At 61.5% G+C, this 20362-nt stretch carries 17 protein-coding genes; 7 read left to right on the top strand and 10 right to left on the bottom strand.

All coding sequences use genetic code 11. The annotated features are described in order from the left end of the window. Positions 1–158: 158 nt before the first annotated feature. Both gyrA and mtnA read right to left on the bottom strand, forming a co-directional pair. Positions 159–2813: a DNA gyrase subunit A gene (gene gyrA / locus YA0848_RS03715; protein ID WP_034096532.1), complete on the bottom strand. Its 2655-nt coding sequence runs from the start codon at positions 2811–2813 to the stop codon at positions 159–161. A 423-nt stretch (positions 2814–3236) separates the two neighbouring features. Next, complete coding sequence (mtnA, locus tag YA0848_RS03710; protein WP_169867530.1) at positions 3237–4307, bottom strand: S-methyl-5-thioribose-1-phosphate isomerase; 1071 nt, start codon at positions 4305–4307, stop codon at positions 3237–3239. Between the two features lie 109 nt (positions 4308–4416). Between mtnA and YA0848_RS03705 the strand changes: the two genes are divergently transcribed. The 4 genes from YA0848_RS03705 to YA0848_RS03690 all read left to right on the top strand — a co-directional run bounded on the left by YA0848_RS03705 (position 4417) and on the right by YA0848_RS03690 (position 8114). After that, entirely contained in the window at positions 4417–5748 is a 1332-nt protein-coding gene (locus YA0848_RS03705) for a TRZ/ATZ family hydrolase (RefSeq protein ID WP_034137440.1), read from the top strand. A 64-nt stretch (positions 5749–5812) separates the two neighbouring features. After that, positions 5813–6511 carry a bifunctional 2-polyprenyl-6-hydroxyphenol methylase/3-demethylubiquinol 3-O-methyltransferase UbiG gene (gene ubiG, locus YA0848_RS03700; RefSeq protein WP_010211967.1) on the top strand — a complete coding sequence of 233 codons (699 nt, stop codon included), beginning with the start codon at positions 5813–5815 and terminating at the stop codon, positions 6509–6511. Positions 6512–6515: 4 nt separating this feature from the next. Continuing rightward, on the top strand, positions 6516–7187 hold the full coding sequence (gene mupP, locus YA0848_RS03695; RefSeq protein WP_034096529.1) for an N-acetylmuramic acid 6-phosphate phosphatase MupP: 672 nt from the start codon (positions 6516–6518) through the stop codon (positions 7185–7187). A gap of 186 nt (positions 7188–7373) precedes the next feature. Beyond that, on the top strand, positions 7374–8114 hold the full coding sequence (locus tag YA0848_RS03690; protein WP_034096528.1) for a YciK family oxidoreductase: 741 nt from the start codon (positions 7374–7376) through the stop codon (positions 8112–8114). Positions 8115–8190: 76 nt separating this feature from the next. On the opposite strand, the gene YA0848_RS03685 is transcribed toward YA0848_RS03690, so the two are convergent. The 6 genes from YA0848_RS03685 to YA0848_RS03660 are packed head-to-tail and all read right to left on the bottom strand — an operon-like array spanning position 8191 to position 14351. Then, a complete protein-coding gene (locus YA0848_RS03685; RefSeq protein ID WP_169903458.1) occupies positions 8191–9705 on the bottom strand; it encodes an ABC transporter substrate-binding protein in 1515 nt (504 codons plus the stop codon). A 32-nt stretch (positions 9706–9737) separates the two neighbouring features. Beyond that, positions 9738–10709, bottom strand: coding sequence for an ABC transporter ATP-binding protein (locus tag YA0848_RS03680; protein ID WP_169903457.1), 972 nt, complete (start codon positions 10707–10709; stop codon positions 9738–9740). Then, entirely contained in the window at positions 10706–11662 is a 957-nt protein-coding gene (locus YA0848_RS03675) for an ABC transporter ATP-binding protein (RefSeq protein WP_040266097.1), read from the bottom strand. Before YA0848_RS03675 ends, YA0848_RS03680 begins: the two co-directional genes overlap by 4 nt. Then, entirely contained in the window at positions 11659–12516 is an 858-nt protein-coding gene (locus tag YA0848_RS03670) for an ABC transporter permease (protein WP_169867527.1), read from the bottom strand. Before YA0848_RS03670 ends, YA0848_RS03675 begins: the two co-directional genes overlap by 4 nt. Then, positions 12513–13460: an ABC transporter permease gene (locus YA0848_RS03665; protein WP_034096523.1), complete on the bottom strand. Its 948-nt coding sequence runs from the start codon at positions 13458–13460 to the stop codon at positions 12513–12515. The genes YA0848_RS03670 and YA0848_RS03665 overlap by 4 nt, the downstream gene beginning before the upstream one ends. A gap of 3 nt (positions 13461–13463) precedes the next feature. Next, entirely contained in the window at positions 13464–14351 is an 888-nt protein-coding gene (locus tag YA0848_RS03660; protein ID WP_034096522.1) for a proline iminopeptidase-family hydrolase, read from the bottom strand. 183 nt (positions 14352–14534) lie between these two features. On the opposite strand from YA0848_RS03660, the gene YA0848_RS03655 reads away from it, so the two are divergent. Beyond that, positions 14535–15299 carry a LuxR family transcriptional regulator gene (locus YA0848_RS03655; protein WP_034112490.1) on the top strand — a complete coding sequence of 255 codons (765 nt, stop codon included), beginning with the start codon at positions 14535–14537 and terminating at the stop codon, positions 15297–15299. 95 nt (positions 15300–15394) lie between these two features. Further along, complete coding sequence (locus tag YA0848_RS03650; RefSeq protein ID WP_034096520.1) at positions 15395–16327, top strand: proline iminopeptidase-family hydrolase; 933 nt, start codon at positions 15395–15397, stop codon at positions 16325–16327. Between the two features lie 36 nt (positions 16328–16363). Here the strand turns inward: YA0848_RS03650 and YA0848_RS03645 are convergent, their stop codons facing one another. Further along, positions 16364–17866 carry a nucleobase:cation symporter-2 family protein gene (locus YA0848_RS03645; protein ID WP_034096519.1) on the bottom strand — a complete coding sequence of 501 codons (1503 nt, stop codon included), beginning with the start codon at positions 17864–17866 and terminating at the stop codon, positions 16364–16366. Between the two features lie 159 nt (positions 17867–18025). Between YA0848_RS03645 and YA0848_RS03640 the strand changes: the two genes are divergently transcribed. Next, complete coding sequence (locus YA0848_RS03640; protein ID WP_034137430.1) at positions 18026–18859, top strand: nucleoside-binding outer membrane protein; 834 nt, start codon at positions 18026–18028, stop codon at positions 18857–18859. A gap of 227 nt (positions 18860–19086) precedes the next feature. Here YA0848_RS03640 and punC read toward each other — a convergent pair whose 3' ends face one another. Next, entirely contained in the window at positions 19087–20271 is a 1185-nt protein-coding gene (punC, locus tag YA0848_RS03635) for a purine nucleoside transporter PunC (protein WP_169903456.1), read from the bottom strand. Positions 20272–20362: the final 91 nt, after the last annotated feature.

The following is a 20362-nucleotide window of genomic DNA, read 5'->3' as shown; positions in this document are numbered from 1 at the left end:
GCCGGCGATAAGGGCACCTCGGTAGCGCAGTGATACCGCGGCGCTGCCATCGCAGGCAAGCCAGCTCCCACATTGACCGCGTCCAGCCAAAGGACGTGTTATTTCATAAGGGACAAACAACAAGGGGGCGAATCTTCATCCGCCCCCTGTGTGTCCGCTTATTCCTGCGGTTCTTCTTCGTCTGCGGCAGCGTCGAGGGTTGGCTCGTCGACGGTGTCATCGCCTGTTGCGATCACCTCGCCTTCAAACGCCTCACCTTCCAGCTCTTCGCCTTCGACTTCCGAGGGTTCCTGGACGCGTTCCAGGCCCACCAGTTTTTCGTCCTTGGCCAGCTTGATCAAGGTGACGCCCTGAGTGTTACGACCCAGGCTCGACACTTCGGCCACGCGAGTACGTACCAAGGTACCCTGGTCGGAAATCAGCATGATTTCCTCGCCGTCGAGCACTTGCACCGCGCCGACCAGACGGCCGTTGCGCTCGTTGCTGACCATGGCGATCACGCCCTGGCCGCCACGCTTGTACTCCGGGAACTCGCTGATGGCGGTGCGCTTGCCGTAACCACGCTCGGAAGCGGTGAGGATCTGGCTGCCTTCTTCCGGGATCAGCATCGAGATCAGCTTCTGCCCTTCCGGCAGACGCATGCCGCGCACACCGCGGGCGGTACGACCCATGGCGCGTACGTCGGACTCCTTGAAGCGCGTAACCTTGCCACCGTCGGAGAACAGCATGACTTCACGTTCGCCGTCGGTGATGGCGGCCGAGATCAACACGTCGCCTTCGTCCAGCTCCAGGGCGATCAGGCCCACGCTGCGCTGACGGCTGAAGGATTCCAGTGGGGTCTTCTTCACGGTGCCTTTGGCGGTAGCCATGAAGATGAAGTGACCTTCGGTGTATTCCTCGACCGGCAGCATGGTGGTGATGTATTCATCACTGTCCAACGGCAGCAGGTTGACCAACGGACGACCACGGGCGGCACGGGAGGCTTCCGGGATCTCGTAGGTCTTGAGCCAGTACACCTTGCCCTTGCTGGAGAACAGCAGCAGCGTGGTGTGGCTGTTGGCGACCAGCAGGTGAGCGATGTAGTCCTCATCCTTCACGCCGGTAGCCGATTTACCTTTACCGCCACGACGCTGGGCCTGGTAGGCCGCCAACGGTTGAGTCTTGGCGTAGCCGCCGTGGGAGATGGTCACCACGCGCTCTTCTTCCGGGATCATGTCGCCCAGGGTCAGGTCGAGGCGCGCATCGAGGATCTCGGTGCGGCGTACATCGCCGTATTCGGCGCGGATCACTTCCAGTTCTTCGCGGATCACTTCCATCAGGCGCACCGCGCTGCTGAGGATGCGGATCAACTCGCCGATCTGGTTGAGGATCTCCTGGTACTCGGCCAGCAGCTTCTCGTGCTCCAGACCGGTAAGGCGGTGCAGACGCAGTTCCAGGATGGCCTGGGCCTGTTCCGGGGACAGGAAGTACTTGCCTTCGCGCAGACCGTATTGCGGGTCCAGGTTCTCCGGACGGCAGGAGTCGGCGCCAGCGCGCTCGACCATGGCTACCACGGCGCTGGATTCCCAAGGCGTGCTGATCAGCGCTTCCTTGGCTTCCGACGGGGTTGGCGAGGCTTTGATCAGCGCGATCACCGGATCGATGTTCGACAACGCAACCGCCTGGCCTTCCAGGATGTGGCCACGTTCGCGGGCCTTGCGCAGTTCGAACACGGTACGGCGGGTGACGACTTCGCGACGGTGACGGACGAAGGCTTCCAGCAGATCCTTGAGGTTCAGGATGCGCGGGCGACCGTCGATGAGGGCTACGACGTTGATACCAAACACGCTTTGCAGCTGGGTCTGGGCGTAGAGGTTGTTGAGGATCACCTCCGGCACTTCGCCACGACGCAGCTCGATCACGACGCGCATACCGTCCTTGTCGGACTCGTCGCGCAGCTCGGTAATACCTTCGAGCTTCTTCTCCTTGACCAGCTCGGCGATCTTCTCGATCAGACGCGCCTTGTTCAGCTGGTACGGGAGTTCGGTGATCACGATCTGCTGGCGGCCACCGACCTTGTCGATGTCTTCGATGATCGAGCGGGCACGCATGTAAATGCGCCCGCGACCGGTGCGGTAGGCTTCGATGATACCGGCGCGACCATTGATGATCGCGGCGGTCGGGAAGTCCGGACCAGGGATGTATTGCATCAGCTCATCGACGGTCAGCTCAGGATTGTCGATGAGGGCCAGGCAACCGTCGATGACTTCACCGAGGTTGTGCGGCGGGATGTTGGTGGCCATGCCCACGGCGATACCGCTGGAACCGTTGACCAGCAGGTTGGGGATCTTGGTCGGCATGACGGCCGGGATCATTTCGGTGCCGTCGTAGTTCGGCACCCAGTCCACGGTTTCTTTATGCAGGTCGGCCAGCAGCTCGTGCGCCAGCTTGGTCATGCGCACTTCGGTGTATCGCATGGCCGCGGCGTTGTCGCCGTCGACCGAACCGAAGTTGCCTTGACCGTCTACCAGCAGGTAGCGCAGGGAAAACGGCTGGGCCATACGTACGATGGTGTCGTACACCGCAGTGTCGCCGTGAGGGTGATACTTACCGATCACGTCACCGACAACACGGGCAGATTTCTTGTACGGCTTGTTCCAGTCGTTACCCAGCTCGCTCATCGCGAACAGCACACGCCGGTGCACGGGCTTCAAGCCATCGCGCGCATCAGGCAGTGCTCGACCGACAATCACGCTCATCGCGTAGTCGAGGTAGGACTGTTTCAGCTCGTCTTCGATATTGACCGGGAGGATTTCTTTGGCCAGTTCGCCCATGAGAAGCCTGATTCCTTTTTCGGGTGAAACTTCGTCACATCCATATGGGACGAACGAAGCTCGCCGCTGCCGGCAGAGTGCCTGACAACGACTTACGACAAATCAACGAGTTATGACACGGATCTGCACGTTATAGGCCGCCCCTCGGGGTGACCTTGGAAACCGCCGGATGTTATCACAATCGCCGCCACGCACCTATCCCCTTGATGGGCATGGAGCATAGTAAGTTGACGGATGACAGGCTTGAGGGCGACGAGAGGGGCTCAGAGGTGGGGTGGTGGTATTTTTCGAGGGAGAATCCGAGGGTTTTGTTGACTTTTAAGGCCAATCGGGGGCAAGCCCCCTCCCACATTTGACCATGCTCACACTTCAAGTGTGGGAGGGGGCTTGCCCCCGATGACCATCTCACAACCACCACTGCCCTCAATGCAGCCGCTTACGGCACATCAACTTGGCCAATTTCGCAGTATCCGGCCGTTCGACGACGCCTTTTTCGGTCACGATCACATCGATCAGGTCGGCTGGCGTCACATCGAACACAGGGTTGTACGCGCCGACATCCAGGCGCTGCCCCATCACCTCCAGCAATTCGCCTGCATCGCGCTGCTCCAGCGCAACGTCATCGCCGGTGGCCATCATCAAGTCCAGGGTAGAACTCGGCGCTACGACCATAAAGCGTACGCCGTGGTGCATGGCGCACACCGCCAGTTGGTAGGTGCCGATCTTGCCGACCACATCACCGTTGGCGGCGATGCAATCGGCACCGACGACCACCCAGGTCACACCTTTGGTCTTGAGGATATGGGCACCGGCCGAGTCGGCATTCACCGTGACCGGGATGCACTCGCCCGCCAGCTCCCAGGCGGTCAGCCGTGAACCTTGCAGCCAAGGACGGGTTTCATTGACGTAGACCTGCTCGACCATGCCCTCAAGGAATGCGCCACGGATCACCCCCAGCGCCGTGCCGACCCCGCCGGTGGCCAGCGCGCCCGCGTTGCCGTGGGTCAAAATGGCCTGGGCATTGCCCTGATGCTTGCGGATCAGGTCGACGCCCAATTGCGCCATGGTCAGGTTGGCTTCGCGGTCGCTTTCATGAATCGCAATGGCTTCGGCTTCCAGCGCAGCCAGCGGATCGGCGTGTTTCTTGAGACGGTCGAGGCGGTCTCGCATGCATTTGAGGGCCCAGAACAGGTTCGACGCGGTCGGACGGCTCTCGGCGAGCAGTGCGTAGTCTTCTTCCCACCCGGCCTGCCAGTCACCGCCCTCGGCGATGCGCGCCCGAGCGGCCAGTACCAGGCCATAGGCCGCGCTGATACCGATGGCTGCCGCGCCGCGCACCACCATCCCGCGGATGGCCGCGGCCACTTCATCCACCGTGGCGCAGGCGACCCAACGCTCGTGGGACGGCAAGGCGCGTTGGTCGAGCAGGTGCAGCGTGCCGTCGCGCCAATCGATGGCCTTCACTTTCTCCGCAGCCAACAGTCGATCGCGCATCCCTTACTCCGCACTCGTGAACAAAAGCCGCCGATTATAGCGATCCGCCAGCCAGGACGCTCGGGTATACTTCGCGCTTCTTTTATAGCTGCCCAGGAAGAAGCCCGCGATGACCCCCACCGCCGCCCCGCTCGACATCTTGCTGTTGCCGACCTGGCTGGTACCTGTGGAGCCCGCCGGCGTGGTGCTCAGGGAGCACGGCCTGGGCATCCGCGACGGGCGCATCGCCTTTATCGGGCCTCGGGCGGCAGCGCTGAAACTGCAAGCCGCCGAGGTGCGCGAGCTGCCGGGCATGCTGCTCAGCCCCGGCTTGATCAACGCCCACGGGCACGCGGCCATGAGCCTGTTTCGCGGCCTGGCCGATGATCTGCCGCTGATGACCTGGCTGGAAAAGCACATCTGGCCCGCCGAGGCCAAGTGGGTCGATGAAGCCTTTGTACGCGACGGCACCGACCTGGCTATCGCCGAACAGCTCAAAGGGGGCATCACCTGTTTCTCCGATATGTACTTCTACCCCAAGGTCGCCAGCGACTGCGTACACAACAGCGGCATGCGCGCGCAGATCGCGATTCCGATCCTCGATTTCCCGATCCCTGGCGCCAGCACCGCCGATGAAGCGATTCGCCAGGGCATCGAGCTGTTCGGCGACCTCAAGCACCACCCGCGCGTCAATATCACCTTCGGCCCCCACGCGCCCTACACCGTATGCGACGCCAACCTGGAGAAAATCCGAGTAATCGCCGAAGAACTCGACGCCGCCATCCATATGCATGTACACGAAACCGCCGGCGAGGTGCAGCAAGCCGTGGAGCAGACCGGCGAGCGGCCGTTGGCGCGCCTGAGCCGCCTCGGGCTGTTGGGGCCGCGCTTCCAGGCCGTTCACATGACTCAAATCAGCGAGGACGACCTGGTTTTGCTGGTAGAAAGCAATACCAGCGTGATCCATTGCCCTGAGTCGAACCTGAAACTGGCCAGTGGCTTCTGCCCGGTGGAACGTCTGTGGCAGGCTGGCGTCAATGTGGCCCTCGGCACCGACGGCGCCGCCAGCAACAACGACTTGGATTTACTCGGCGAAACCCGCACCGCTGCGATGCTGGCTAAGGCCGTCGCCGGTTCGGCCACCGCCCTGGACGCGCACCGCGCACTGCGCATGGCTACGCTCAACGGAGCGCGCGCCATGGGGCTGGACACTGAGATCGGTTCGCTGGAGCTAGGCAAGGCGGCGGATATCGTCGCCTTCGATCTGTCGGGTCTGGCGCAACAACCGATCTACGATCCGGTCTCACAGCTTATATATGCCACCGGACGCGATTGCGTGAAACACCTTTGGGTCGCCGGCAAGCAGTTGCTCGACGACCGGCGATTGACCCGCATGGATGAGCAACAGTTGACCGCCACGGCCGTCGCCTGGGGCAGGCGCATCAGCGGGCAGCACGAATAACGACGGTGGTGAACCTGCGCGTTCAACACCGGCCCACCGATTTATCAGATTCAGAGGATGCACCATGAGCAACGTCGACCACGCCGAAATCGCCAAATTCGAAGCCCTGGCCCACCGCTGGTGGGACCGCGAAAGCGAGTTCAAACCGCTGCACGACATCAACCCGCTGCGAGTCAACTGGATTGACGAACGCGTCAATCTGGCCGGCAAGAAGGTGCTGGACGTTGGCTGCGGCGGCGGCATCCTCAGCGAAGCCATGGCCCAGCGCGGTGCCACGGTGATGGGCATCGACATGGGCGAAGCGCCACTGGCCGTGGCCCAGTTGCACCAGTTGGAGTCCGGCGTAAACGTGGAGTACCGCCAGATCACCGCCGAAGCCCTGGCCGAAGAGATGCCCGAGCAGTTCGACGTGGTCACCTGCCTGGAAATGCTCGAACACGTGCCGGACCCGTCATCGGTGATCCGCGCGTGCTTCCGCATGGTCAAGCCGGGCGGCCAGGTATTTTTCTCCACCATCAACCGCAACCCCAAGGCGTACCTGTTCGCGATCATCGGCGCCGAATACATCATGAAGCTGCTGCCGCGCGGCACCCATGATTTCAAGAAATTCATCCGCCCCTCCGAGCTGGGGGCCTGGAGCCGCCAGGCCGGTTTGACCGTCAAGGACATTATCGGCCTGACCTACAACCCGCTGACCAAGCACTACAAGTTGGCCAACGACGTCGACGTCAACTACATGATCCAGACCCTGCGCGAGGAGTAAGCCTGTGAAGTTGCGAGCGGTTCTCTTCGATATGGACGGCACCCTGCTGGACACGGCGCCGGACTTTATCGCCATCTGCCAGGCCATGCGCGCCGACCGAGGCCTGGCGCCGATCAACGACCAACACATCCGCGATGAGATCTCTGGCGGCGCGCGGGCGATGGTCGCGGTGACGTTCTCAATGGACCCCGAGTCCCCAGGCTTCGAGGAACTGCGCCAAGAGTTTCTCGAACGCTACCTCAAGGGCTGCGCGATCCATAGCACGCTGTTCGACGGCATGGGCGAGCTGCTGGCGGACATCGAAAAGGCCAACCTGATCTGGGGCGTGGTCACCAACAAGCCGGTGCGCTTTGCCGAACCGATCATGCAGCAGCTGGGCTTGGCCGAGCGTTCGGCATTGCTGATCTGCCCGGACCATGTGAAGAACAGCAAACCGGACCCCGAGCCGCTGATTCTGGCGTGCAAGATGCTCGACCTCGACCCGGCCAGCGTGCTGTTCGTGGGTGACGACCTGCGTGACATCGAGTCCGGCCGCGACGCCGGCACGCGCACAGCCGCGGTCACCTATGGCTATATCCACCCGGACGACAACCCGCGCCACTGGGGCGCGGATGTGGTGGTGGATCACCCGCTGGAACTGCGCAAGGTGCTGGATAACGCGCTATGCAGTTGCTGATGGCTCATCGATCCAGCTGACCGATGAAGATCCCCTGTGGGAGGGGGCTTGCCCCCGATTGCAGTGTGTCAGTCACTGCATTTGTTGACTGATCCACCGTTATCGGGGGCAAGCCCCCTCCCACAAGGGATCTCCACCGGTCTCAAGTTTTGTGCTGAAACATGTTGAATTCTGTCGAGGCTATTTATGTTTGATTACTCCGCACGTCCAGAACTGCTCAAAGGCCGCGTCATCCTGGTGACCGGTGCCGGTCGCGGGATTGGCGCGGCAGCGGCGAAAACCTATGCCGCCCATGGCGCCACCGTGCTCTTGCTGGGCAAGACCGAAGCCAACCTGGCCCAGGTGTATGACGAAATCGAAGCCGCTGGCCACCCGCAACCGGTGGTGATTCCGTTTAACCTAGAGACCGCCCTGCCCCATCAATACGATGAATTGGCGGCGATGATCGAGAAGGAATTCGGCCACCTCGACGGCCTGCTGCACAACGCCTCGATCATCGGCCCACGCACGCCGATCGAACAGTTGTCCGGCGAGAACTTCATGCGGGTGATGCATGTGAACGTCAATGCGATGTTTATGCTGACCAGCACTTTGCTGCCGCTGCTCAAGCTGTCCCAGGATGCATCGGTGGTGTTTACGTCCAGCAGCGTCGGGCGCAAAGGCCGGGCGTACTGGGGCGCGTATGGCGTATCGAAGTTCGCCACCGAAGGCTTGATGCAGACCCTGGCCGACGAACTGGAGGATGTGGCGGCGGTGCGGGCCAACAGCATCAACCCAGGCGGCACCCGCACCAGCATGCGTGCCCAGGCTTATCCGGGGGAAAACCCGATGGAAAGGCCCGCGCCGGAAGAGATTATGCCGGTGTACCTGTACCTGATGGGGCCGGATAGCGCGGGCGTGAATGGGCAGGCATTCGATGCCCAGTAACCACTGACACAACTGGAACAAAATGTGGGAGGGGGCTTGCCCCCTCCCACATTTGCATTGCGCGGTTCCCTGATTATTAGTTTTTCACCACTTCCTCAAGGGTGAAGCGGCCCAGTGGGTTTTGCAGGAAGTTGCTTACGTTCTTACGTGAGATGTTGATGTACGGGCTGTAGTACAAGTCGATCCAGTTCACGTCCTGTTTCGCCAGTTTCTGCAGTTCCACATACATCTGCTCGCGCTTGGCCGGGTCGGCTTCGATGCGGGCTGCGGCTACCAGGTCCTTGACCTTATCGTTCTTGTAACGGGTCATGTAGTTCTGGTTGGTGTCGTGCCCCAGCACGAAGGTGGTTTTCTGGTCCGGGTCGAGGATGTCGTTGGTCCAGTACATCACCGAAATATCGTACTCACCGTCCACCAGCATCTGCCAGCTCTGGGTCGGGTCGACCTTCTGCAGGTTGGCGGTCACGCCGACCTTGGCCAACTGATCCTTGATGATCACCGCAATCTGCTCGTCAGCTTCGTTGCCGGCATTGACCACATAGTTAAGCTTCAAGTCCTTGGCGCCGGCCTGCTCCAGCAGCTTTTTGGCGGCGGTAGGGTCGTAGGGGCGTTGCAGGTTGTTGGCGTAGTGGTACAGCGAGCCTTTTGGGATGTAGGAATAGGCCACGGTGCCTTGTCCGTACGTGACGGTTTTGACCAGCGATTGCTTATCGATGGCCATGTCCAGCGCCTGGCGCACTTCCGGCTTGGCCAGCAGGCCGTGGGCATGGTTGATCAGCAGGTGATCTTCGCGGGTGGATGGGTCGGCGTGAACCACCACGTTTTTGTCTTTCTTCAGTTCTTCAACCCGGGAGAACGGCACGAAGATCGCGGTATCGAGTTCGTTGTTCTGCACCATGCGCATACGAGTGTTGTCGTCGGTCACCGAGACCCACTCCACGCCGTCCAGGCTGACATTTTTAGCTTGCCAGAAGTTCGGGTTCTTCTTGAGGATCACCCGATCGCCCTTGCGCCACTCTTCCACAGTGAACGCACCCGACGTTACCGGATTTTCTGAGTAGGCGTCTTCGCCCATGGAGGTCATGGCTTTTTCCGACAGGATCGACACCGTCGGCGAAGCGAGCTGGGACAGGAAGGCCACCGCCGGGGTCTTGAGGGTGACGACCAGGGTTTTCGGGTCGGCGGCTTTCGCAGTGTCGATCAGGCTGAACGGGTCACTCCACAACGAGGCTTTGTTGTCGCGGATGCGCAACAGGCTGAAGGCGGCGTCGGCGGCGGTGATCGGCGAACCATCGGAGAATTTCGCGTCGCGCAGGGTGAAAGTGTAAGTCAGGCCGTCCTTGGAAATGTCCCAGCGTTCAGCCAGGCCCGGTTCCATCTTGGTGCCCAGGTTATCCACGCGCACCAGGGTGTCGTAGACATTGGCGAACACCCAGGTATCGCGGTTCTGCGCACTTTTGATCGGGTCAAAGGTGGTGCTGTCTTCACGGCAACCAATGGTGAGCACACCGGCGGCCTGGGCGAAACCGGCGGTCAGCGACCAGGCGGTCAGCGTGGCGGCGGCGAGTAACTTCAAGTGGTGGGATTGCATGTCATAACTCCTTGTTCATGAATGGCAGAGGGTTAAAGCAAAGGCGTTTCAAGCACGCAACTGTACCGATGCTCGTGCAGGTGATGGGTAGGCGGCAACGCCACGGAACACATTGCCCGCGCATGCCGGCAACGGGGGTGGAAGGCGCAGCCGGTCGGCAAATTCAGTGGGCTTGGCGGCTCGCCCGGCAGGGGTTCGGCCGGCAATGGCCGCTGCGGGTCGATCTCGGGAATCGCCTGGATCAACGCCGCCGTATACGGATGACGCGGCGCACTGAACACCGCTTCCACCGGCCCTTCTTCGACGATCTTGCCCAGATACATCACCGCCACGCGGTCGCACAGGCGCCGCACGATGGCCAGGTCATGGGCGATAAACAGGATCGCCAGGTTCATTCGCTGTTGCAGTTCCAGCAGCAGGTTGATGATCTGGCCTTGGATCGACACATCCAGCGCCGCCACGCATTCATCGGCGACGATCAAACGCGGCTCCACCGCCAGCGCGCGGGCGATGCCGACCCGTTGGCATTGACCGCCGCTGAGAGCACCGGGTTTGCGCGTAGCCAGTTCAGGTCGCAGGCCCACCAGGTCGAGCAGTTCATTGACCCGCGCCGGAATCTGCGACGCGGCGACCTTGCGCTGCACCCGCAACACTTCGGCCAGGGTCTCGCCAATGCTGTGCCGTGGATTGAGCGCGGCGTACGGGTCTTGGAAGATCATTGCGGTTTCATGGCGCAGGCGCGTGATGTCGACGGCGCTGGCGTGGGCCATGTCGACACCATCGAACAGCACCTGCCCGGCGCTGATGGGGTTGAGGTGCAGAATCGCCCGGCCCAGGGTGCTCTTGCCGCTGCCCGACTCGCCCACCAGGCCCAGGGTTTTGCCGGCCGCCAGGTTCAGCGACACACCGTTCACCGCCCTCACCCACTGCTTGTTCAGCCCGAACACGCCGCTGCCGGACGCCGCGAAGCGGACTTCCAGGTCCTTGATCTGCAACAGGCTCATGGGCGGTCTCCCAAGGGGTAGTGGCACGCCACCCGCGCGCCATGGGGCAACTGCTCGGTGCATAACGCGCCCACTTGCGGGCACCGCGGGCTGAAGCGGCACCCGGCGGGCAATGCGTCGAGCAACGGCGGCTGGCCGGGGATGGTACGCAGCAAGGCGTGGCCACTGCTATGGGCCGGCTGGCAGTCGATCAGGCCGGCGGTGTACGGATGCTGTGGATGCGCCAGCACCTCGTACTTGCTGGCGTGCTCGCACAAACGCCCGGCATACATCACTGCGATGGAGTCGCAGGTTTGCGCCACCACGCCGAGGTCGTGGGTGATCATGATGATCGACAAGCCGCGCCGGTCGCGCAGGTCCAGCAACAGACGCAGAATCTGCGCCTGCACGGTCACGTCCAGGGCAGTGGTCGGTTCGTCGGCGATCAGCACCTTGGGGTTGCAGCCCAGTGCCACGGCGATCATCGCGCGCTGGCGCATGCCGCCGGAGAATTCGTGGGGGTAATTGTCGACGCGGGCCTGCGGATCGGGAATGCCGACCTGCCGCAGCACCTCGACGGCCTGACGACGCGCGTCCTTTTTCGACGCGCCCTGATGCAACCGAATGCCCTCGGCGATCTGCTCACCGATGCGCATCAATGGGTCCAGGTGGCTGCTGGGGTTCTGGAAAATCATGCCCAACTGCCCGCCGCGCACCGCGCGCATGTCGGCCTCGCCCATGGCCAGCAGGTCCTGACCGGCCAGGCGCACCGCGCCGCCCTGCACGCGCAGGTTGGGCGATGGCAACAGGCGGATCAGGCCGCGACAGGCCATGGTCTTGCCCGAACCGCTTTCGCCCACCAGGCCGAGAATCTCGCCTTCGGCCAGGTCGAACGAGACACGGTCCACCAGGGTCACGTCATGCCCGGCGTTGTTGGCGATCACGCTCAGGTCGCGTACCTGCAACAGGCTCATGAGCGGTCCCCCAGGATCTGCGCCACACCGTCGGCCAGCAGGCTGAAGCCCATGGCAAGGGTCACGATGGCCAGGCCGGGAAAAGTGCAGATCCACCACGCCGTGGTGATAAACGCCTGGCCTTCGGCAACCATAGTGCCCCACTCGGCTGTCGGCGGTTGCACCCCCAGGCCCAGGTAGCTCACGGCTGCGCCATTGAGCAGCACCAGCACCGCGTCGGACATGGAAAACACAATCGAGCCGAACATCGCATTGGGCAGCAGGTGCCGAAACAGGATGCGCCCGTGGCCAAAGCCCAGGCTCTTGGCGGCCAAGGCGAAGTCGCTTTCCTTAAGCACCAGGATCTGCGAGCGGATCAACCGCGCGTAAGACACCCAACCCACCAGCGCCATGGCGATATAGAAGCTCTTCAGGCCCGGACCGAGGATCGCCATGATCGCCAGCATCAACACCAGGAACGGGAACGCCAGAATCACATCGATCACGCGCATGCACACGCTGTCAAAACGCCCGCCGATATAGCCCGAGACCGCACCGATAAACGTACCGATGAGAAACGGGAAGATCACTCCGACCACCGCCAATTGCAGATCAATACGCGCGCCCCAGATCACACGCGAAAGAATGTCTCGACCGTAGTTATCCGTGCCAAATGGATGGGCCAGACTGGGCGCCAACAGGCTTAGATCGGTGTTCTGCGCAATCGGATCGTACGGCGCGATCCACGGCGCAAAAAGCGCCAAGCCAAGCCACACGCCTAAAACCAGCAGGCCCCACGCGGCCGTCAACCGGCCATTGCGCAAACCGAATCGTAGCCGCAGGCGCCACGGGGCAATCAGGGGGCGGCTACTCATTGCATTTTTACCCGTGGGTCGAGGGCGACGGTTACCAGGTCGGCGACGAAATTGACCAGCACGGTAGCGCACGCCAGCACCATTGCCACGCCCTGCACCACCATGTAATCGCGGGTAAAGATGCCGCGCACCAGCAACTGGCCGATGCCGGGAATGGCGAACAGGCTTTCGATGACCACCGTGCCGCTGATCAGCCAGCCAATATTGACCGCCAGCAAGTTGACCGCCGGTACTAGGGAGTTGGGCAACACATGCCGACGAAACACTGCCGCCTCCGACAGCCCACGCGCCCGGGCGGCGGTGACGTGGTCGGCCTGCAGCTCCATCAACATGCTCGCACGCAGGTTGCGCACCAGCACTGCCGACAACGCCAGGGCGATGGTCAAGCACGGCAACACCATGTGGTGCGCCTTGTCCAGCCAGGTACGGCCGTAGCCGGAGACCGGGAACAGCCCCCATTGCACGCTGAGCAGTAGGATCAGCATCAAGCCCAGCCAGAACGCCGGCATGCCCAGGCCGACTGTGGTGAAGACACGAATCAGATTATCCGCCCAGCCGCCCTTATGCCGCGCGGCCACGCTGGCCAGCGGCAGCGCGATCAGCAGCGCCAGCAATACGCTGCCGAGCACCAGCATCAGGGTCGGTTCGATCCGGGTCACGATCAGTTTCAGCGCATCGACCTTGTATAACAGCGACTGGCCGAGATCGCCCTTGAGCAGGTTCTTCAGGAAGTAGAAATATTGCAGCCACAGCGGCTGGTCGAGGCCGTACTGGGCGCGGATTTTCAACAGCGCATCGGGTGTGCTGCGCGAACCCAGCAGCGCCCGCGCCGGATCGCCGGGAATCGAGCGCACCAGCACGAACGTGATCACGCTGATGCCAAACAGCACCGGCAGCAGTTGCAGCGGCCGGTACAGCACGAAACGGTAACGCGCCAGGTTCATCCGTCAGCCTCGATGGCGAGCGAGAAAGTCCAACAGCACCGGGAAGTATGCCTGGGGTTCTTCGTAGAACGGCATATGGCTACTGTTGGGGAAGACATGCAATTCGGCGTGCCGGGCCGCCATTTTCATGCGCATGGCGCAGGCCGGCGTGAGTTCGTCGTGCTGCCCGGTGGTGATCAGCATGGGCATCGTGAAGTCGGCCATTTCAGGGATGCGGTTCCAATCCTTGAGGTTGCCGACGTAGAGAAACTCGTTGGGGCCCTGCATGGTTTCATAAGGCCCCATATTCCAGTCGCCGAGGGAGCGCTTGACCGGCTCGGGCCATTCGTCCAGACGGCACACATGGCGATAGTTGAGCAAGGTGATCGCGGCCTGATACTGCGGGTGGTCGAGGGTGCCCATGGCTTCGTGGCGTTGCATCATGGCCACGGTTTCGCTGCCCAGGGCACCGCGCAGGCGCTCCAGTTCCTGGGACAGGTGCGGGATATCGCCGACGGTGTTTTCCAGGATCAGGCTTTTGAGCGCGTCGGGATAATGAATGGCGTATTCGATGCCCAGCCAGCCGCCCCAGGAATGGCCAAGCAGATGCACGCGGCCCAGGCCCAGGGCCTGGCGCACGGTTTCGACTTCTTCGACATAACGGCGGATTTCCCACAGGGAAACATCGGTCGGTCTGGCTGATGCCCCCGTGCCGAGCTGGTCGAATGCGACCACTCGCAGGTTATGCTCCTTGAGCCAGCCATGGGCGTCGCGCAAGTAGTCACACGGCAGGCCGGGGCCGCCATTGAGGCACAACAGCACCTCATCGCCCTGGCCAAAGCTGTAGACCACGAGGTTATGGCCATCGACTTGCACGTTGTACCGCTGGTCGGGGGCAATTTCACGCCACATGCATACATTCCTTGTGTTGTATCGGCCTGGCAGGTAGCGGCCGTTTATCAGGCCAACACTACCGAGGATGCCGTGCGTCCATAACCTAGTATTTCTTATAGGTTTGGCCTGGCAGTCCTTCGCCGGGGCGTGGCATTCTACTTGGCGCAAGTCGAGATTCAAATGAAAACGGGAGCAGAACGGATGCTGACCAAGCTAACTGCATTCAACGACCGTCTGATGCCGGGCAGGAGCCTGGATGAACAGATGGACAACACTTTCATCCTCGCCCGGCAACTGGGCTTCGACGCCTTGGTGTATGACTACACACCGGTGCCGATGGACCAAAACGGCGCGTTGATCACCCCTTCGGTGCTGGAACTGCGCAACACCCCGCAGGACTGGCACGCCTTATGGTGCAGCGAAGGCTTCTATCAGATCGATCCAGTGCAGCACCTGGCGCTGAGCACAGTGTCGCCGTTTGTGTGGTCCTACGACGTCAAAGCCGATACCCCGCTTAAAAAGGTCATGGACCCCTGCCATGCGCCAGTGTCTTCCTACCTGCACGACCAGCAACTGACCTGCGGGGTCAGTGTGCCGATCCATTTGCCCCGAGGCGGTTTTGCCTCACTGACCGGCCTGCGCGTCGGCAAGACCCGCACGGTGCTGCAGGATGCGCAACACACCCTGGCGGATTTCAGCTTGATCACCCATGCCTTGCAGGAAGCGGCCTACCCGCTGTTCGGCAAAGAACTGCGCAGCTACCCGCATATCCGCCTGACCAAACGCGAACGCGAGTGCCTCAAATGGGCCGCCGAAGGCCTGACCGCGGCGGAAATCGCCACCCAGTTGAGCCGTTCACTGGCCGTGGTGACCCTGCACCTGGCCTCGGCGATGCACAAACTGGGGGCCAAGAATCGCGTACAGGCCGTGGTGCGCGCTACCCATTACCGCCTGCTGGAAGACTGATCCACCGATAAAACCTAGCTGTTTTGCTAGTTACCTAAATGTGCGCGGCGGCTTATCGTGACCCTGATCCTTTTTTTCAAAGAGCAGGGTACGAAATGGAATTCATCGAAAAAATCCGCGAAGGGTATGCGGCGTTCGGCGCCTACCAGACCTGGTACCGCGTCACCGGAGACCTGAACAGCGGCCGCACGCCGCTGGTGATCATCCACGGTGGCCCCGGCTGCACCCATGACTACGTCGACGCCTTCAAGGACGTCGCGGCCAGTGGCCATGCCGTGATCCATTACGATCAACTCGGCAACGGCCGCTCCACCCATTTGCCCGACAAAGATCCGTCCTTCTGGACGGTCGAACTGTTCCTCGCCGAGCTGAACAACCTGCTGGACCACCTGCAGATCAGCGATAACTACGCGATCCTGGGTCAGTCCTGGGGCGGCATGCTTGGCAGCGAACACGCGATCCTGCAGCCGAAGGGCCTGCGCGCGTTTATCCCGGCCAACTCGCCGACCTGCATGCGTACCTGGGTCAGCGAAGCCAATCGCCTGCGCAAACTGCTGCCTGAAGGCGTGCACGAAACCTTGCTTAAACACGAAGCCGCCGGCACCTACCAAGACCCGGAATACCTCGCCGCGTCGCGGATCTTCTATGACCAGCATGTGTGCCGGGTCAACCCATGGCCGGAAGAAGTGGCCCGCACCTTTGCCCAGGTCGATTCGGACCCTACGGTGTACCACGCCATGAGCGGCCCCACCGAGTTCCACGTCATCGGCAGCCTGAAGGATTGGAAATCGATTGGCCGTTTGTCGAAGATCAACGTACCAACCCTGGTGATCTCCGGCCGCCACGACGAGGCCACACCGCTGGTGGTCAAGCCGTTCCTGGATGAGATCGCCGATGTGCGCTGGGCGCTGTTTGAGGACTCCAGCCACATGCCCCATGTGGAAGAACGCCAAGCGTGCATGGGGACTGTGGTGAAGTTTTTGGATGAGGCGTGCGCAGTACCGCACGCAACACTCAAGGCAGGTTGAGTTGAGTGTGGGAGCAAGCGGGCTTGCTCCCCCCCTTCACACCTCGGAAGTCTCAGGCTTTGATGGCTGCCTTGCCGGTTCAGCCATCAGCGGAATCTCTTTGCCCTCGGCATCAAACAGCTTGCCGCCCCTGAAGTAATCCCCATCCCGCAGCGCCGCCACATCGTGGAAGCACAGGCTGCGTTCTGTCCCCGCGACAAACACCGACTGCTGGTCCGAGTTGCCGGCGGTGAAATGGTTGAACGCCAGGTTCAGCAGGATCGCCATGATCGCCGACGAACTGATGCCGGAATGGAAAATGGTCGCGAACCAGCTGGGGAAGTGATCGTAGAAGCTCGGTGCGGCGATGGGGATCATGCCGAAGCCAATGGAAGTGGCGACGATGATCAGGTTCATGTTGTTGCGGTAATCCACCTTGGACAAGGTGCGAATCCCACTGGCTGCCACCGTGCCAAACAGCACGATCCCGGCTCCACCCAGCACCGACGTCGGCACCGCAGCAATCACCCGCCCCATAAACGGCAGCAATCCGAGAATCACCAGGAATAGCCCGCCGGTGGCCACTACGAAGCGGCTTTTCACCCCGGTGACCGCCACCAGGCCGACGTTCTGGGCAAAAGCGCTTTGGGTAAACGAACCGAAAATCGGCGCGAACATGCTCGACAGCATATCGGCGCGCAGGCCGTTGCCCAGGCGTTTGGAATCGACCTTGGTGTCGATGATTTCACCCACGGCCAGGATGTCCGCCGAGGTTTCCACCAGGGTCACCATCACCACGATGCACATGGAAATAATCGCGGCGATGTGAAAGGTCGGCATGCCGAAATGGAACGGCGTGGGGAAGCCGAACATCGGCCCTTGGGCGACGCCCGAGAAGTCGGCCATGCCCAGCAACACCGCGATCAGCGTGCCGATCACCATTGCCAGCAGGATCGATAAACGCGAGATAGTGGCGCTGCCGATTTTGCTCAGCAGCAACACCAGCACCAGGGTCAACGCCGCCAGACCGATATTGGACATGCTGCCGAAATCCGCCGCGCGGCTGTTGCCACCCATGGCCCAGCGCGCCGCGACGGGCATCAGGGTCAGGCCGATGGTGGTGATGACAATACCGGTGACCAATGGCGGAAAGAACTTGGTAATCCGCGAGAACACCGGCGTGATCAGCAGCCCGATCAAGGACGCGGCCATCACCGCCCCCAGGATCGCCGGTATACCGCCCGCTCCGTCACTGCCAACGATCGCCACCATGGTGGCCACACCGGCGAACGACACGCCTTGCACCAGTGGCAACTGACAACCGAAAAATGGCAGGCCAAGGGTTTGCAGCAGAGTCGCCAAGCCACCGGCAAATAGCGACGCAGCGATCAGCAGGCCGATATCCGCCGGCGATAAGCCGGCCGCCTGGCCGACGATCAACGGGACGGCGACGATGCCGCCGTACATGGTGAGTACATGCTGCAGGCCGTAAGCCATATTGGCTGCGACGCCGAGATTTTCATCTTCTGGCCGCTGCGGTGACGCCTTCGGGGTAGTCATGGTGAGGGGTTCTCTGTTTTTGTTGTGGGGCCACTGTATGCAATCCTATGACTGTATGTCCATAGAGTTGTATACAATCATTCAGACAAGATACCCTCCGCCGGCGTTACAAAAACCATTCGGCCGTGATGAGCCGCAACGCCAAAGGACACAAAAACAATGAAAAAGGCATTACAGGGCGCTACCGTCGCACTCACTCTGCTGGGCGGCGGGGAGGCTGTCGCGGTGGAGTGGATGAACAACAGCGTAGGATTTCGCTACGGCCAGCAGTTCACCAACCCGAACAACCCCGATGAATTCAGCAAGCGTATCTACAGCTTCACCCACGCCAGCGGCTACCGGTACGGCAGCAACTTCCTCAACCTGGATGTGTTTCTGTCCGACAGCCGCGACCCGCGCAAGGGCACCGATCACGGCGGCAGCGAGGTGTACGCGGTGTACCGGCACCAGCTCTATGCGTCGCGGGTATTCGACAGGCCGCTGGGCACGGGTGCGATCAAGGATTACGCCCTGACCCTGGGCTTCGACGCTAACCGAAATAACAACTTCGCCTCCGCGAAGAAACGCGCGCTGGTGATCGGCCCGACCGTGAAATTCAATACTGTCGGCGTATTGGACTTGAGCCTGCTGTATTACAAGGAGCGCAACCACACTGGCATTCCCGGCGCCCAGGAATCCGACCACACCTTCGACGACACCTACATGCTTAACCTGACGTGGATGCGCCCGTTCGAGATCGCCAACCATGGGGCGAAATTCCAAGGGTTCATCAATTACGTCGGGGCTAAAGGCGAGGACTACCACGGCCGCGACACCGCCGCCGAAGCGCTGATGCGCACCGCGTTGATGGTGGCCGTGCGACCGGGCAAAAGCGTCAAACCGAACCTGTACCTGGGCGTGGGTTACGAGTACTGGCATAACAAATTCGGCGTGGACGGCGGGCGCGGCAGCCGCACCTCCACGCCGACCGTGAATATGGAAATCACCTTTTAATCACGGGTGCTGCTGTGAGTCAGACACACCGCATTCGCAGCCATTAGGGCCGCTGCGCAGCCCAACGCAGGGCAAGCCTGCTCCCCACAAGGAAGCAGCCCCCCGCAAGTTGTGGTGAGCGGGCTTGCCCCGCGCTGGGGCGCGAAGCGGCCCTGTCTCCAGACACTGCGGTGTGCCAGGCATAAACAGTTTGCAGGCTGTGGGGCAGCCGCTACGCAAGTGTTCTTTCAATTCAGCTCTGTCATCAGCTCGGCGCGATTGGCCTTCGGTCGGGCCAGCCAATATCCCAACACCGCCAGCGGCGCGGTCGCCAGCATCACGATCACGGTGATCAATAGCGGATGTTCGAGCATCGATGACACCAGCAGGCTGCTCACAAAGCACAAGCCCAGTTGCAGGGTGTTTTGCAGCGCTGCGGCCTTGCCGGAGTTTTCCGCAAAGGGCATCAGCGCATTCGCCACCACGATGGGGTAACTGGCACCGTTGCACAGCGCCATCAGGCAGAACGGAATCAGTAAGGTGGTCAGGATCGGCACGGTCAACGTGGCAACCAGGTACAGCGCGCCCATGCTCACGCAGTAGGCCAGCAACAGCCACGGCAGCAACGTTTTGCCCGGCAGATGCTGCAAGGCGCTGCGACAGCTGTAGCCGCCGATCAGGAACGCCAAGGTCGGTAGTACATAACTCAAACCGATATCGTTAGGGCTGTAGCCCATGCCGCCGAGGATAAAAGGAGAAGCCGTCAGCCAAGCGAAGAAACTGGCCGAGCACGCGGCAAAGATCATCACATTGCCGCTGAACACCCGCGATTTGAGCAACTGCCCATAACCCAAACGTGCCGACGCCTGTGTCAGCCGTTTCGGCACGCTGCGCAGGAACAAGGTGGGCACCAGCAGCACCAGCGACACACCCAACAGCACGCCGAAGATTGCCTGCCAGCCCAGATGATTCAATACCACCGCTCCCAACAACGGCGCCAAAGCCGGCGACAGCGACATCAACGGCATGATGCTGGCAAATACGCGATGAGCCTTATCGGCGGGGTAGCGATCAATCACCAGTGCTTGCCAACTCACGGCGGCGGAACACACCCCAACCGCCTGGATAAAGCGCAGGGCCAGCAGTTGCGCAGCGCTGTCGACCCAGAACATCCCGACGCAGCCCAGCACAAACAGGCTCAGGCCCGCGAGCAGGATTGGCTTGCGTCCTAGCCGGTCGGACAGCGGCCCCCAAATCAACTGCCCCAGCGCAAAACCGGCTAGAAATACGCTCAAGCTCGCGCCAACTGCGCTCGCGCTGATCTGCAAGTGCTCGCCCATGGCGCCGAACGCCGGCAAGTACATGTCCATGGCGAGATAACCGAGCATGCTCAGGCCCGCTAGATACCCGGTGAAACCAAACGAATTTTTCATTGAAGCCTTGCTGACATTGCCATCAAACTATTTGCTGACTAGCGCCCATTATGAAGCTGATAAATTATGTGTGAAGCGATAATAATTGGGC

Origin of the sequence: Pseudomonas sp. S4_EA_1b (assembly GCF_016307435.1) — a bacterium.
Taxonomy (GTDB): domain Bacteria; phylum Pseudomonadota; class Gammaproteobacteria; order Pseudomonadales; family Pseudomonadaceae; genus Aquipseudomonas; species Aquipseudomonas rhodesiae.
This window is presented reverse-complemented; position numbering and strand designations above follow the sequence as displayed.